This window comes from Coriobacteriia bacterium, assembly GCA_003149935.1.
Taxonomy (GTDB): domain Bacteria; phylum Actinomycetota; class Coriobacteriia; order Coriobacteriales; family QAMH01; genus QAMH01.
Genome location: QAMH01000006.1, coordinates 365,554 through 380,041 on the forward strand (window position 1 = coordinate 365,554; position 14,488 = coordinate 380,041).

At 60.1% G+C, this 14,488-nt stretch carries 15 protein-coding genes; 1 reads left to right on the top strand and 14 read right to left on the bottom strand.

Translation table 11 applies throughout. From position 1 onward, the window contains the following. Positions 1–50: 50 nt before the first annotated feature. From DBY20_04350 to DBY20_04365, 4 genes are all read right to left on the bottom strand, one after another. Positions 51–1,304, bottom strand: coding sequence for a carbamoyl-phosphate synthase small subunit (locus tag DBY20_04350; protein ID PWL79112.1), 1,254 nt, complete (start codon positions 1,302–1,304; stop codon positions 51–53). A gap of 110 nt (positions 1,305–1,414) precedes the next feature. Then, positions 1,415–2,716: a dihydroorotase gene (locus tag DBY20_04355; protein PWL79113.1), complete on the bottom strand. Its 1,302-nt coding sequence runs from the start codon at positions 2,714–2,716 to the stop codon at positions 1,415–1,417. After that, the gene (locus DBY20_04360; GenBank protein ID PWL79114.1) at positions 2,700–3,638 is read right to left on the bottom strand and encodes an aspartate carbamoyltransferase; all 939 of its coding nucleotides are present in this window, start codon (positions 3,636–3,638) and stop codon (positions 2,700–2,702) included. The genes DBY20_04355 and DBY20_04360 overlap by 17 nt, the downstream gene beginning before the upstream one ends. Beyond that, on the bottom strand, positions 3,635–4,255 hold the full coding sequence (locus tag DBY20_04365; GenBank protein PWL79115.1) for a bifunctional pyr operon transcriptional regulator/uracil phosphoribosyltransferase PyrR: 621 nt from the start codon (positions 4,253–4,255) through the stop codon (positions 3,635–3,637). Before DBY20_04365 ends, DBY20_04360 begins: the two co-directional genes overlap by 4 nt. 258 nt (positions 4,256–4,513) lie before the next feature. On the opposite strand from DBY20_04365, the gene DBY20_04370 reads away from it, so the two are divergent. After that, on the top strand, positions 4,514–5,140 hold the full coding sequence (locus DBY20_04370; protein PWL79116.1) for a DUF159 family protein: 627 nt from the start codon (positions 4,514–4,516) through the stop codon (positions 5,138–5,140). Positions 5,141–5,187: 47 nt separating this feature from the next. Here the strand turns inward: DBY20_04370 and DBY20_04375 are convergent, their stop codons facing one another. From DBY20_04375 to DBY20_04420, 10 genes are read right to left on the bottom strand one after another with little or no spacing between them, the layout of a single operon-like run. Further along, positions 5,188–6,030 carry an endonuclease IV gene (locus tag DBY20_04375; GenBank protein ID PWL79117.1) on the bottom strand — a complete coding sequence of 281 codons (843 nt, stop codon included), beginning with the start codon at positions 6,028–6,030 and terminating at the stop codon, positions 5,188–5,190. Between the two features lie 23 nt (positions 6,031–6,053). After that, positions 6,054–7,274 carry a bifunctional phosphopantothenoylcysteine decarboxylase/phosphopantothenate--cysteine ligase CoaBC gene (gene coaBC, locus DBY20_04380; protein ID PWL79118.1) on the bottom strand — a complete coding sequence of 407 codons (1,221 nt, stop codon included), beginning with the start codon at positions 7,272–7,274 and terminating at the stop codon, positions 6,054–6,056. Beyond that, positions 7,217–7,942, bottom strand: a complete 726-nt coding sequence (locus DBY20_04385) for a hypothetical protein (protein PWL79119.1) — start codon at positions 7,940–7,942, stop codon at positions 7,217–7,219. The genes coaBC and DBY20_04385 overlap by 58 nt, the downstream gene beginning before the upstream one ends. Positions 7,943–7,957: 15 nt before the next feature. Beyond that, complete coding sequence (locus DBY20_04390; protein PWL79120.1) at positions 7,958–8,791, bottom strand: hypothetical protein; 834 nt, start codon at positions 8,789–8,791, stop codon at positions 7,958–7,960. Positions 8,792–8,805: 14 nt separating this feature from the next. Further along, a complete protein-coding gene (locus DBY20_04395) occupies positions 8,806–9,636 on the bottom strand; it encodes a histidinol phosphate phosphatase (protein PWL79121.1) in 831 nt (276 codons plus the stop codon). Next, positions 9,633–10,799 (bottom strand): cysteine desulfurase, encoded by a 1,167-nt coding sequence (locus DBY20_04400; GenBank protein ID PWL79122.1) that lies wholly within the window; start codon positions 10,797–10,799, stop codon positions 9,633–9,635. Before DBY20_04400 ends, DBY20_04395 begins: the two co-directional genes overlap by 4 nt. Then, positions 10,786–11,448, bottom strand: a complete 663-nt coding sequence (gene rpe / locus DBY20_04405) for a ribulose-phosphate 3-epimerase (GenBank protein PWL79123.1) — start codon at positions 11,446–11,448, stop codon at positions 10,786–10,788. The genes DBY20_04400 and rpe overlap by 14 nt, the downstream gene beginning before the upstream one ends. Positions 11,449–11,462: 14 nt before the next feature. Then, the gene (locus DBY20_04410) at positions 11,463–12,458 is read right to left on the bottom strand and encodes an NAD(P)-dependent glycerol-3-phosphate dehydrogenase (GenBank protein PWL79124.1); all 996 of its coding nucleotides are present in this window, start codon (positions 12,456–12,458) and stop codon (positions 11,463–11,465) included. After that, positions 12,458–13,156, bottom strand: coding sequence for an acyl-phosphate glycerol 3-phosphate acyltransferase (gene plsY / locus DBY20_04415; protein ID PWL79125.1), 699 nt, complete (start codon positions 13,154–13,156; stop codon positions 12,458–12,460). The genes DBY20_04410 and plsY overlap by 1 nt, the downstream gene beginning before the upstream one ends. Before the next feature lie 2 nt (positions 13,157–13,158). After that, on the bottom strand, positions 13,159–14,472 hold the full coding sequence (locus DBY20_04420; GenBank protein PWL79126.1) for a ribosome biogenesis GTPase Der: 1,314 nt from the start codon (positions 14,470–14,472) through the stop codon (positions 13,159–13,161). Between the last annotated feature and the right edge of the window lie 16 nt (positions 14,473–14,488).

Consider the following 14,488-nt stretch of genomic DNA (forward strand, 5'->3'; position numbering starts at 1 on the left):
TTCGCATCCCATGCTGCGATCGAGCCTCGGTAAGGCGCTTACTTCGCAATCTATGCCGTGCTTCGCACGTCTCGCACCTCGATATCCAAATAGTCGCTTCGGCCATCCATCAGGCGGGAGAACGCCTCGAAGAGATACGAAGAATCATGCGGACCGGGATCTGCCTCCGGATGGTATTGCACCGAGAACACGGGGTGGTCGAGAAACGCCATGCCCTCCGGTGTGCCGTCGTTGAGGTTGACATGCGTAAGCTGGATACGGCCAAACTCACGCGACTCAACGACGGGCGCGATACGCTGCTCGCTCCAGAACAGCAAGCTTTCGGGATGCTCGGCAAGACCACCCGAAAGCTCGGGAACGAGCGGTCCGATGCTCTCGAAGACCTGGCCGAAGCCATGGTTCTGCGCCGTGATCTCGACAGCGCCCGTACGCAGGTTCATGACAGGCTGATTGCCACCATGATGCCCATACTTGAGCTTCTCGATACGAGCACCGGCGGCAATGGAGAGCATCTGGTGACCGAGGCAGATACCGAAGACCGGAAGCCTCCCGATAAGCTGGCGGGCAAGCTCGTAGGCCGGCGCAACCGCCTGCGGATCTCCCGGTCCATTGGAGAGAAAGACACCATCGGGATTAAGGGCGAGAACATCGTCAAGTGCCGTGTCCCAGGGCACGGCCGTCACGTCGCATCCATGCGTGCGTAGACCATCGAGTATGCCCGTCTTGATGCCACAGTCAAGAGCGACGACATGATGACGACCGGCACCGGAAAGCGACGCGAGCTCATAAGGCTGCTCGCAGGAGACCTCGGCGACGAAGTTGTGCCCGATGATTCCGTCAGATTCCTCAAGGCGCTTCGCGAGAGCGAGAATGTCATCGCATTCCGTCGAGATAACCGCCTTCATCGCGCCGTGCTCGCGCACGTGCCGCACGAGCTTGCGCGTGTCGATACCCTCGATGACAACGATGTCGCGAGCGGCAAGATACGCGGGAAGCGACATCTCCGCACGAAAGTTGCTCGGAGTGTCACACATGGCGCGCACGACGAGACCGCGACAAAAACAGCCCCGTGACTGGGCATCGGCTTCGTTGACACCATAGTTGCCGATATGCGGATAGGTCATCGCCACAATCTGGCCTGCGTATGAGGGATCACTCAGGATTTCCTGGTAACCGCTCATCGAGGTATTGAAGACGATTTCGCCGAAGGCCTCGCCCGCGCATCCGCAGGCATGACCCTCAAAGGTCGTTCCGTCCTCGAGCATGAGAACGGCTGGCATAGTGCTATGCAATGACATGTCCATCTCCCTTGTCGGTCTCACGGGACCGCTCGTTAAAGGTTGTATGACCGCAGGGAACTATAGCACCCGCATCGAAGTGCGGGTGCATTTGTTCACATACTTGAAACGAAAAGCTAGAAGGTCACGACACCATCTTCCATGCTGGCATAACCATCCACGAAGACATCCGTTGGACGTCCTGTGAGTTTCCATCCGAGAAACGCCGAGTTCTTGGAGCGCGAGTAGAAGTCATCGGCCTCGACCACCCAATCAAGAGCCGGGTCGATGATGGTGTAGTCAGCCGTAGAGCCCTCGATCAGCTCGACTTGCTCCACGCCAATGAGATTGCGCGGAGCGATGGACGTGACCTCGACGAGGCGCTGCCAGGACATCTTTCCCGGCAACACGAGCTCGGTGAGCAAAAGTCCCAGCGCCGTCTCGAGACCCGTCGTGCCAAAGGGCGCACGGTTGAACTCGAGAGCCTTCTCATGAGCGGCATGCGGGGCATGATCGGTGGCGACCATGTCGATGCGCCCGTCGATAAGGGCCTCTTGCAAGGCGAGGTTGTCCTCCTTCGTGCGCAACGGCGGATTCATCTTGAGGTTCGTGCTATAGCTATCGGCCTTGATGTCGTCCTCGTTCAAGAAGAGGTGATGGGGTGTGACCTCGCAGGTGACGGGGACACCCTCGGCCTTTGCGCGAGCGACCATGTCGACAGCGCGTGCCGTGGTGAGATGCTGGATATGGACGTGGCAACCCGTGAGGCGCGCAAGCTCGATATCGCGCATGATCTGCGTTTCCTCGCCTGCGGCAGGCCAACCGGCCAGGCCCAGGCGCGTCGAGGCGACGCCCTCGTTGACCACGCCAGCGCCGACGATGTCCTCCATCTGGCAGTGGCTCAGCACCGGTGCATCGAACATCTTGGCATAATCGAGCACCTGGCGCATCATGCCGCCGTCCTGGATACCATGACCGTCATCGGAAAACGCAACGGCACCGGCGGCGACCATATCGCCCATCTCGGCAAGCTCCTTGCCGGCAAGCCCCTTGGTGCAGGCACCAAGTGGATAGATGCGCGTGCGTCCCGGCTCCCAGGCGCCCTTTTCGAGAAGATACTCGATCATGGCGCCCGTATCGATCACGGGATTGGTGTTGGCCATGGGTACGACACCCGTGAACCCGCCATGGGCGGCAGCGCGCATACCGGTGATGATGTCTTCCTTGTACTCCTGGCCCGGATCGCGAAAGTGCACATGCACGTCGACCATGCCGGGGACGAGGTACTTGCCCGCGCAATCCTTCACGAGAAGCTTTTCGGGCAGTTCGATATCCGTGCCGACGGCAACGACGAGACCATCGCGCACGAGGACGTTCGTTACCTCGTCAATCCCGTTTTGCGGATCGATCACATGGGCATCTTTAAGCAGCAGCGCCATTGTCTTCGCCTCCAAGCAGTAGGTACATGACAGCCATGCGCACGGCAACTCCCGAATTAACCTGGTCGAGAATCACGGCACGGTCGGAATCGGCGGCATCTTGCGAAAGCTCGACGCCACGGTTGATGGGGCCCGGGTGCATGATGATCGCATCGTCCCTCATCGCGTCCATACGTGCGAGATTGATGCCGTAGAGCATCGCGTACTCCCGTAGCGATGGTAACGCGGCGGACTCGAGGCGCTCTTGCTGGATGCGCAGCATGTAGACGACGTCGAGCTCCGGCAAAACGTCATCGAGCGTATAGGAGCAACGCGCTCCCAGGACATCAGGGCGTGCCGGCATGAGCGTGGGCGGCCCGATTACGATGGGTTCAGCCCCCATGATCTTGAGCAGCGGAACGAGCGAGCCGACGACACGGGAATGCGCGATGTCACCCACGATGCCGACCTTGAGGCCGTCGATGTGGCCAAGCGTCTCGCGAATCGTGAAGGCGTCGAGCAGCGCCTGGGTGGGGTGCTGGTGTTTGCCATCGCCGCCGTTGACCACATGGGTGCCCATGTGCTGGGTCAGGATGCGCGGGGCCCCCTCCTGCTTGCTGCGCACGACGATGAGGTCGCAGTTCATGGCGTCGAGCGTCTCGGCCGTGTCGGCCAGAGTCTCACCTTTAGTGGTCGAGGAGCTCGATGCCGAGAAGTTGATGACATCGCCCGAAAGACGCTTGCCGGCGATCTCGAAGCTCGTGCGCGTGCGCGTCGAGGGTTCGAGGAAGAGGTTGATGATGGTTCGACCGCGCAACGTGGGGAGCTTCTTGATTGTGCGGTCGTTGACCTCCTTGAAGCTCTTTGCCGTGTCGAGGATCTCGATTATCTCATCTGCGGAGTATTCGTCGATATCGATGAGGTGCTTGTGCTGCAACATCAGCTCTCACCTCCGAGGACCTTGTTGAAGGCTTGCGAAAGCTCGCCCGTGCTCTGAACGGGCGCCGATCCGATGTGGCCCTGCGCCTGCAGAATCTCGACGCTCGTGCGACCGTCGATAACGTCGGCGAAAAAGCGAACTGACTCATCCTTGCTGCTCGGAACGTTCTTGCCGACGAAGTCCGCACGAATGGGAAGCTCGCGATGACCGCGATCGACCAACACCGCAAGCTGGATGCGATCGGGACGGCCGTAGTCCATGAGAGCGTCCATGGCCGCGCGAATGGTGCGTCCGGTATAGAGCACGTCATCGACGAGCACGACCGTCTTGCCCTCGAGCGTAAAGGGAATTTCGGTCGTGTGCACGACCGGCGCGAGGAAGTTCTCGACGTCGTCACGATAGAAGCTGATGTCAAGCCTGCCGACGGGCACCTTCACCCCCTCGATCGCGTTGATGCGCTTGGCAAGGCTCGCGGCGAGAAGATCACCGCGCGTCACGATGCCGACGAGCGCGATGTTCTGGGCGCCGTCATTGGATTCGAGGATTTCGTGCGCGATGCGCGTGAGCGAACGATCGATGGCAGACTCGTCCATGACGATCGTCTTCGTCAGATCTGACATAATCACCTACTCCCTTGTCGGCCTCGCAGGACCGCCATTTAAAGGTTTGGAACTGTCCAGGTCATACTAGCACGGACACACTGTCATTTCGAGCAAAGTGAGCAGAGTCGAGCTCGGGCGGGCAGGCGCTCCGTGAAGCGGAGGTCCAAGGGAGCGCGCCGTAAAGACCGCGAAGCGGGCTGTCGGGAAGCGACCATCGGAGCGGAGCGGAGCGCCTGCCCGCCGTGACAGGGAATCAAAAAAGGCTACCATGGGTTCATGTGCAAGGAATGCGACATACTTACCTATGACGAGGTGCTCAAGCTCATAGAGGAAATCACCGCTCGGGAGCCCCTGCGCGTCGAGCCTCGCCAACTTGAGCTGCCCATTAAGGCGTATCCTCAGTCAAACGCCCCGCTCATCGTGGCAAACTTCGATACCGCGCTCGGCTCCAGGAGCATCCCCAACAGCGCCCTGCTCGCTCGCGAGCTATCCTGGGGCTTCGGCCAATCGTGGAAGCCCGGTGTCATCTTCAACACGCGCATCGAAAGCGCCGCAAAGCCCCTGTGGCACGACTCGATAACGCATCGTCGCTGCATACTTCCCGTACGCTCGTTCTTCGAGACGCACGAGTCAGAGACCGTCTCCTCACCCAAGACGGGACGCCCCATCAAGCGTCCCTACGAATTCGTGTCCTCCGCCAGCGATGTCATGCTCATCGGCTGCATCTGGAAGGATGATTGCTTCTCGATGATGACGACGCAGGCAAACGCAAGCATGATGCCGGTGCATCACCGCATGCCACTCATCGTGCGTCAAGAAGAACTGCCAATCTGGTTCAGCGGCGACTACGCAAGCCTCGCGAACCGCGATGCCATCGCGCTCGAATGTGCGCCAGTGATATAGAAACGTCTGGATGCTAATGGACAAAAGCGCAGACGAATTATGCTGCGCTATCTCCTCACCGCATCGCGGAAGAAAGCGATCTCCTTTGCATAGCCATCGAGCTCGTTGGGGGTCTCGAGGATGCACGGGAGACCCTGCAGCGCGGGATGTTTGACCACGCGGACGAGGGCATCTGCCCCTATCTCGCCCTCGCCGATTCGTGCATGGCGATCCTTATGAGCCCCGCACACGTTGAGCGAATCATTGACATGTAGCGCCTTGAGATGGTCGATACCGATGAGCTTGTCAAACTCGTCAAGTACGCCGTCGAGATCATCCTTGATGTCGTAGCCCGCATCCCAGACATGACAGGTATCGAGGCATACGCCGACCTTCTCGGGATGGTCCATGCGCTCGCGAATCGCGGCAAGTTCCTCGAAGGTCGAGCCGACTTCCGACCCCTTTCCCGCCATCGTCTCGAGCAACAGCGTCGTCGTCTGGTTGACCGTGATGACTTGGTTCAGAGTCTCGGCAATCTGCTCGATACCCACCTCGACACCCTGACCCGTATGAGAGCCCGGATGCATGTTGAAGTACTGTCCAGGCGTGCACTCCATGCGTGCCAAATCATCATCGAGCGCCTCGCGTGCAAACTCACGTACTGACTCCTTGGCAGAGCAAGGATTAATCGTATAGGAACCATGCGCGACGATCGTTCCCATGCCGATCTCCTCGCAAGCACTCTCGAAACGCTTGATGTCCTCGGGGTCGACGGCCTTGGTGGCACCACCGCGAGGATTGCGCGTGAAGAAGGCAAACGTATTGGCTCCGATGTCCTGCGCCGTGCGGGCCATCGCCTCATAACCCTTGCTCGACGAGAGATGACAGCCTATGACGAGTTCTTGTTGCATTGTTTGCCCCCGATCACGCCCGTCTACGGGCGATTAAGCAACCGGTCGAAGAGCGTGCGGGCGATAAGGCGCTTGGGGAGCACGGGGAGCTCCTCGACGTCATCGGCATCCACGAACCAGACGCGATTGTCGGCAGAGCCCATGCCGAGCTCTCCCGAGACATCGTTTGCCACGACGAGGTCGGCGTTCTTGGAGACGAGCTTCTTGCGTGCCGATGCGAGGACGTCGCAGGTCTCTGCGGCGTAGGTCACGACCTTGGTAGCACCCTTATCTGCCGCAAGCGTCGCCGCGATATCGGGGTTGGGAACGAACTTGACCAGCAGGTCCTCCCCATCGTGCTTGATCTTCTGCTCCCGAACTGCCTCTGGTTTCCAATCCGAGACGGCCGCGACGAAGACGGCGATATCAGCATGGGCGAAAGGACTCCGGCACGCCTCAAGCATCTCGTCAGCCGTGCGCACGGGGATGACTTCGACGCCCTCGGGAGCGGTAAGCGCGACAGGGCCAGAAACGAGCGTGACCTGCGCTCCCCGATCTCGTGCCTCCGCCGCGATAGCATAACCGGATTTGCCGCTGCTTCCGTTGCTGATATAGCGTACGGGATCGAGCGGTTCTTGGGTGGGGCCTGCCGTTACGAGAACGTGCATGCCCTCCATGTCACGTGAGCGCGCAAGCACGTCGAGCGTTGCCTGCACGATGGCTTCCGGCTCGGCCAGACGTCCCGCTCCGACATCTCCGCAGGCAAGGTAGCCGCTATCGGGATACACGATGGTGCAACCGCGTGCCTCGAGCGTGGCGATGTTTTCCTGCGTGACAACATCGCGCCACATCTCGACATTCATGGCAGGCGCTATGACAAGTGGCGCCTTCGTGGCAAGCGCCGTCGTGGTGAGCAGATCGTCGGCAACTCCTCGCGCAATCTTCGCAATGACGTTCGCCGTGGCAGGCGCGACAAGAAATACGTCAGGCTCCTTGGCAAGGGAGACGTGATGGATGGGATCACCCGGCTCGTCGAAGAGCCCGACGGCAACCTCATGGCCTGAAAGCGCCCGAAAGGTGGTAGGGCCCACGAACTCGGTGGCATGCTCGGTCATGACGACCTTGACGTCGTGACCGGCCTTTTGGAGCAGCCTCAGTATCTCGCACGACTTGTAGGCCGCGATGCAGCCCGTGACGCCCAGCAAGATCACGAGGCATCCCCCTCCCCTTGCGAGACGACCATCATGCGATGGCAATTGGGGCATTCGGCAATCTCGTCGCCCTTGCGCAACTTGGCGAGCATGCCATCGAGGATGGTCGAGCGACATGCCGTGCAATGGTCGTCTTCGAGACGGGAGACGGCGACGCCGTTCTTCTCGGCACGCAATGCCTCATAGCGTTGCGCCATGGCCGGGTCGAGCTGGGCGATGAGCTCAGCACGTTTGGTCTCGAGCTCGCCGATATGCGCCTTGATCGCGCCGCCCTTCTGCTTGAAGCTCTCGGTATGATGCGCCTCGGCGTGATCGGTCTTGGCAAGGGCCTGAGCCACCTGCTCGGCAAGGTTATCGACCTTTATCTGGCGCTCGAGCAACTCGTCTTGTTCGATGGCGATGTTCTTCTGACGCTTGACCTGACCCTCCATATCGCGTGTGATGGATGCGGTGGCACGGTAATCCGCATTCGTGTCGAGCTTTTCCTGCAGGGCCTTGATCTTGGCGATGACGCGCTCCTCCTCGGCCTGGAGTTTGGCAAGCTTGCCCTCGACCTCGTCGAGAAGTTCCACGACCTGGTCTTGCTTGCCCTTGATTTCCTTGCGCTTTGCACGGCAATCCATGATCGCCTTGAGCTCGGGTAGCTCGTCCAGCTCTCGCTTGGAACGCATGATCTGCGTATCGCAGTCCTGCAAATCGAGAAGCACCTTGCTATCGGACATGGGTCAATCTCCTTCTCACGCCGTCCACCAATTACGGTGAGACCCTCGCAGGTCAACGATATCGTCTCGGACTATGTCACATGAAAGCAAAGCATCGATGAGCACATCGACTATGGGAAGCTCCGAGCAATCGTGGCCAAGTTCGACAACCGAGAGATAGGGTTGCGCGTCAACGCACAGATGATAACGCGTCTCTCCGACAATCATGCAGTCGATACCAGCAGCGATGCATCGTTCGTAGAGCTCGGAATCACTCCAGGAGCCATTCAAGAAGGCGATGCGATTGATTTGGCGCTCCGGGTCACCCCAGACGCGCGGATGGCAATCGAAGTTGCGCGCCGCGAGCTCGGCGATGACGCCAAGCGTCGGATTCGTGTCCCAATCCGGAACGAGGAGGGCGCCAAAGCCCTTGTCCTGCGCGCACAAGCGCGGATCAAGGACCGTTTCGCAGTTACCCAGACACGAGCAGCCCATGATGGCCGCGAAGCGCTCGCGTGTCGAAATGGCACGATCCGCGTTCGTGTGCATGGCAATCGTCGCCACGTCACGCTCGATGGCCTCGTAGACCATGCGACCCGGCCCTGGCGTAAGCGCCTGGCTCTCGGGTCCGAACTCGTTAGGACCTGTCTTTATATAGGGAGGATGATGCGTCACGAGCACATTGCATCCGGCTTCGGATGCCGCGATCACGTTCGCGACGCTCATGTCGAGCGCAACGGCGATCTTGCCGATGCGGCGCGTGCGATCGCCTACGGCAAGGCCCGGTTGGTCCCAGCTTTCCGCATCCTCACGCGGAAAAGCCGCAAAGAGCCTGTCCTCGAGCTCACCAATCGTCTGTGGAGCCGTCATAGCCTCTCCCCGTCCTAATCTTCGATCACGATATGTCGCCTGTCACCATCAGGCATCGGCACGGTGAGCTTCCTATACCCTGCCTGGCGCATGAGCCCGACGGCATCGTCGAAGTTCGCCGCGACGTCCTTCGGCGCGTGCGCATCGCTGCCAATCGTGCATTCCACGCCTGCATCATAAAACGAACGAAGCATCTCGAGCGCAGGGTACATCTCATGCGCATCGTTGCGCAGACCAGCAGTGTTTACCTCGATCATGCGCCCTGCACGCGCAGCGGCTGACGCCATTTCGTAATTGTACTCCCTCGCATCGAAACTCGGACGCCAACTGTATTTCTTTGGCAGATCGGGGTGCGCAAAGCACGTGATAGGGCCGGGGTGTGCCGCCATGTCGAGCCAGGACTCGAAATAGGCCCGCCAAAGGCCATCGACGCCATAGTCGTCCCATACGCTCAGGTCACGCGAGTCGTCGATGGGCCGGTTATCGATGAAATGAACCGAACCGAGCACGTATTCGAAAGGCTTGCAAAGCTCGGTGAGCTCGTCGGTACGTCCAGGCAACCAATCGGCTTCGATACCGCAAATGAGCTGCATGCCGCTTCCAACATGTGCGAGACGCTCGCGTTGCTCATGAAGCTCCTCGATATAGCGCTTCATGGTCTGCGAAGACATGGAGGTCTCGAAATCCGGGTCCATGCCTTTGGGAAGCACCAGATGCTCGGTCTGCGCAAAAACCGCAAGGCCTAGTTCCTCGGCACGTCGCACCATGTCTTCGACGGAACCCGAGCCATGCCCGGAATGTGCAGAATGCGAATGACAGTCTATACGTTCGCATATGCGCGTCATCTGAGCACCTCGGGCAGCACCTCGATGAAGCGATCGATGTCCTCCATGCTCGTCTCCCTGCCAAAGGAAAGGCGTATGCCACCCAAAGCGTCATCGCGGGACAAGCCAATGGCACCCAACACATGGCTCGGATCGAGCGACGAAGTCGAACAGGCAGAGCCAGATGATATCGCAAAGCCCGCATTGTCGCAGCGTAGCACGACCGTCTCGCCCTCGAGCCCTCTCGCATGCAGCGAGAGGATGTGCGGAACGACGGCCGTCTCATCGGGAACGGTGACGAGCAGCTCATGTGCGAAACTGCCCCGTGCAATGGCGTCAAGCAGATGCTCGCGCAATGCAAGGACATGACTCCACGTTTGCTCGCGTTCCCCGACGGCATACTCGACTGCCTGGGCAAAGGCACAAGCGCCAGGTACGTTGGACGTCCCGCTGCGCATGCCCGCCTCCTGGCCTCCCCCGTGAATGAGGGGAGCGATACGCGTGCCTCGACGCAGGTAGAGGGCGCCGATACCCTTGGGAGCGCCAATCTTGTGAGCCGAAAACGCGCAGGCATCCACACCGCTTGCCTCGAGGTCGAAAGGCAGCTTTCCGAGCGCCTGAACGGCATCGCATACGAAGAGAGCCCGATGTTCGTGGGCAATACGGGCAAGCTGCGTGATGGGCTGAATGGTACCCAGCTCGTTATTGACCGCTTGAATGCAGACGAGACAGGACGCATCGCCCGCATCCTCGATTGTCGCAAGCAAGCTCTCGAGCGCGGCGGGGCCTATGACGCCATTGCCATCCGGCATGAGCCTATCGACCTTGTAGCCGGCGGATTTGAGCGCATCGGCAGCATGCAGAACCGCATGATGCTCGATTGCCGAGACGATGACATGCGTATGTGCAGCTCCTGCAACGGGTTTTGCAAGCCCCTTGATGGCCATGTTGTCAGCCTCGGAGCCACCCGAAGTGAAGATGACCTCGGAGGGCGCATGCGCTCCAAGCGCACGGGCTATGCGGGCACGCGCATCGCGCAGCTGCGTAGCCGCTTCGCGACCCTCGGTATAGAGTGCGTTGGCGTTTGCCCAGCTGGCATCATGCAGCACGGGATACAGGCGCTCGTCGAAGGGAGCGGTCGCGGCGTAGTCAAGATAGACGCGATGGGCGCTAGCGGCAGGCATCGCGGATGCCTCTCAATGCCGCTGCCGGATCATCCGCGCAGAAGATGGCGCTTCCCGCCACGAGCACGTCAGCGCCGGCGGCACGTACGAGCGGCGCCGTCGCCACGCCGATGCCTCCATCGACCTCGATGAGCGGCGCTGCGCCTTCGGCCTTGCACATCTCGACAATTGCCGCGATCTTGGCAGGCGAGCTCTCGATGAAGGACTGGCCACCAAAACCGGGATGCACGCTCATCACGAGCACCAGGTCAACGAGCCCGAGCAGACCCTCGAGCGCAGACACATCCGTCTCGGGGTTGAGCGAGATGCCCACCTTCACGCCGGCATCCCTAATGGTGCGAAGCATGGATGCGGCATCGTCGCAAACCTCGACATGAACGGTTACGGAATCGGCGCCCACATCGATGTACCAGGGCACCTGAACCTCGGGATTGTCGATCATCAGGTGCACGTCAAGCGGCACGTCAGTCACGCGCTTGAGCATCTTGACATGTGCGGGGCCGATGGTGAGATTGGGAACGAAGTGGCCATCCATCACGTCGACGTGTATCCAGTCGGCTCCTGCCGCAGAAATCATGCGCACGTCGCGTTCGAGATTAGCGAAATCGGCGCTCAGTATGGACGGGGCAATTTGGATGTCCGTGAACATGGGTGCCTATCCCTTCATTCCTGTTCGGCCTTCACGGGGCGCTCGAAGAGCGTCTCGATTATCTCATGCGGGTCGCGTCCTTCCCAAAGCACTTGTCGCACGGCCTCGGCAATGGGCATTTCGACATCATGCTGGCGCGCGAGCTCGGTCACGGTTTTGCAGGCGACGGCACCCTCGGCAACCATCTGCATCTTCTCCTCGAAAGCCGCGAGCGTACCTCCCTCGACGAGAAAGGCGCCGAGAGCGCGATTGCGAGAATGCTCCGAAGAGCAGGTCGCGATTAGGTCGCCCACGCCGGCAAGGCCCAAACAGGTGCGTGCATCGCCACCGAGCGCAACGACAAGACGCGTTACCTCGGCAAGGCCACGCGTCATGAGAGATGCCGACGCGTTATCGCCCAGCTGCATGGCCACGCTCATGCCGTTGGCGATGGCGATGACGTTCTTCGAAGCGGCGCAGAGCTCCACACCCGTCACATCGGAGGTGGTGTACACGCGAAACGTCGAGGTATTGAAGAGGTCCTGAAAGTAGAGGGAACATGCCTTGTCAGATGAGGCGACTACCGTGGCAGCCGGCAGGCCGCGCGAGACTTCCTCTGCATGGTTGGGGCCGGAGAGGCAGGCGATGCGCGACGGATTGCCGAGCACGTCTTCGAGAAGCTCGACCATCGTGAAGCCAGTCTGCGCCTCGATGCCCTTCGTCAAGACGATGACGGGCAGATCGGAGGCGATAAAGGGCGCGCATGACGAGGCGATGGAGCGCAGGTACGACGAAGGACAGACGAAGATGGCGGCATCGACGCCGCGAAGCGACTCCTCGAACGAAGCGCTCGCTGTCACGCCAGTAAGCTCGACGTCAGGCAGATGACGCGGATTGCGATGGGTCGCGTTGATGGCATCGGCCACATCGGCGCCACGCGTCCACATCCTCACCGCGATGCCCTTGCCGGCGATGAGGTGCGCGATGGCCGTTCCCCACGTGCCCGAGCCGATAACTGCGACGTTGCCCATCACAGCTCTTCCTCGAGTTCTTCTTCCAGCTCTTCTTCGTTCACGACGGTCTTCTCGCCGGTAGACTTGAAGGAGAACTTGGGCTCCTCGCCGTTTATCATGCGCTGGATATTGCTGCGGTGCGCGAAGACGACGGCGATGGCAATGATGACGCTGACGACCAGTAACGGGACGTTATTCCCATAGAAAACAAATGACCAAATGGGAAGGCTGATGGCCGCGCAAATGGAACCCGCCGAAATCCGTTTGCTGATTCCCGCAATGACGAGGAAAGTGGCGAGCAGGCACAACGCAACGAAGGGGTACGCCACGAGTATCGAGCCAAAACCCGTGGAAATGCCCTTGCCGCCCTTGAAGCCAAGCCACGGACAGAAGACATGACCGACGATGGAGAAAAGGACGGCGAGCACGATGAGTAGGTCGAACTGCCAGGCCGCATCAAAGGGCATGAAGCCGGTGACAATGCGCGCGAACACGACGGCAAGCGCTCCCTTGCTCGCATCGGCCAAGAAAGTGATGACGAAGGCCTTCCAGCCGTAGAGTCGACTCATGTTCGTCGCCCCGATGGACCTCGATCCACCCGAACGCGGGTCGGAATGGTAGAGCGCCTTGCCGATGAGCACGCCAAAGGGAACGCTGCCTATCAGGAAGGAGACGGCGGCAACGAGGACGAAATCGAGCAGGATGACAGGAGACATGGTTAGTTCTTTCTCTTGAACTTGATGCGAATGGGTGTACCGACAAGGTCGAAGTTCTCGCGCAGACGGTTCTCGAGATAGCGACGGTACGTGTCATCGATGATTTCCGGAAAATTCGCGAAGAACGTGAAGACGGGTGGCTGAGTCGCGGCCTGCGTCACGTAATTGAGGCGCAGGCGCTTGCTGCCCTTCACGATGGTATGGCCAAAGTCGCGCAGCTGGGTGAGCAGCGCGTTGAGTTGGTTCGTGGGAATGTGACAGGAGTAATTATCGTAGACGGTGTTGATGGCATCCCAGATACGATGCACCGAACGACCCGTCTTGGCCGAGATGGAGATGACGGGAGCATACCCGACGAACTCGAGACGATCGCCCACGAGCTCTCGAATCTCGTCGCGGCGATCGGGGTCCTCGATGAGGTCCCACTTGTTGATGAGCACGACCATGGCGCAACCGCGTTCGGCGGCCATGCCCGCGACCTTCTGGTCGGCATCGGTCAGGCCGAGTGTGGCATCGATCATGAGAAGCACGACGTCGGCACGATCGATGGCACGCAGCGATCGTACGTACCCATAGTACTCGACGTCCTCGTCGATTTGGGATTTGCGGCGAATACCCGCCGTATCCACGATGCGATAGCGCACGCCATCATGCTCGACGACGCTATCGATCGCATCGCGTGTCGTGCCAGCGACATCACTCACGATGGAGCGCTCGCCGCCGACGAGGCGATTGGTAAGCGATGACTTGCCCGCATTGGGGCGCCCGATGATCGCGACGCTGATCTCGTCGTCCGTCTCGTCATCACCCGCATCCTCGGGAAGCTCGCGGACGACGGCGTCGAGAAGATCTCCCGTGCCATGGCCATGCGAGGCGGAAATGGGCATGGGATCGCCCAGTCCAAGCGAGTAGAACTCCCAGAGCACTTCGTCCTCGCGATCGGGATTGTCGAGCTTGTTGACGGCAAGCACGACGGGAACCTTGCTCTTGAGCAACACGCGCGCGATATCGGTATCCTCGCTCGTGACGCCCGTTCTACCATCGACGACGAAAATGATGCAATCGGACTCCTCGCAGGCGACGAGCGCCTGGCTCGTGATGGAGCCCTGAAACATATCGGTGTCCCCGAGGGCGATGCCACCGGTGTCGATAATCATGAAGTCGACGCCATTCCAGTCCGCTCGATGGTACGAACGATCGCGCGTCACACCGCGCATCTCGTGCACGATGGCATCTTCCGTTTGCGTTATGCGATTGATGAGCGTGGACTTTCCGACATTCGGACGACCGACCACGGCAACGAGCGGGAGACTCATGAACACCTCTTAACGT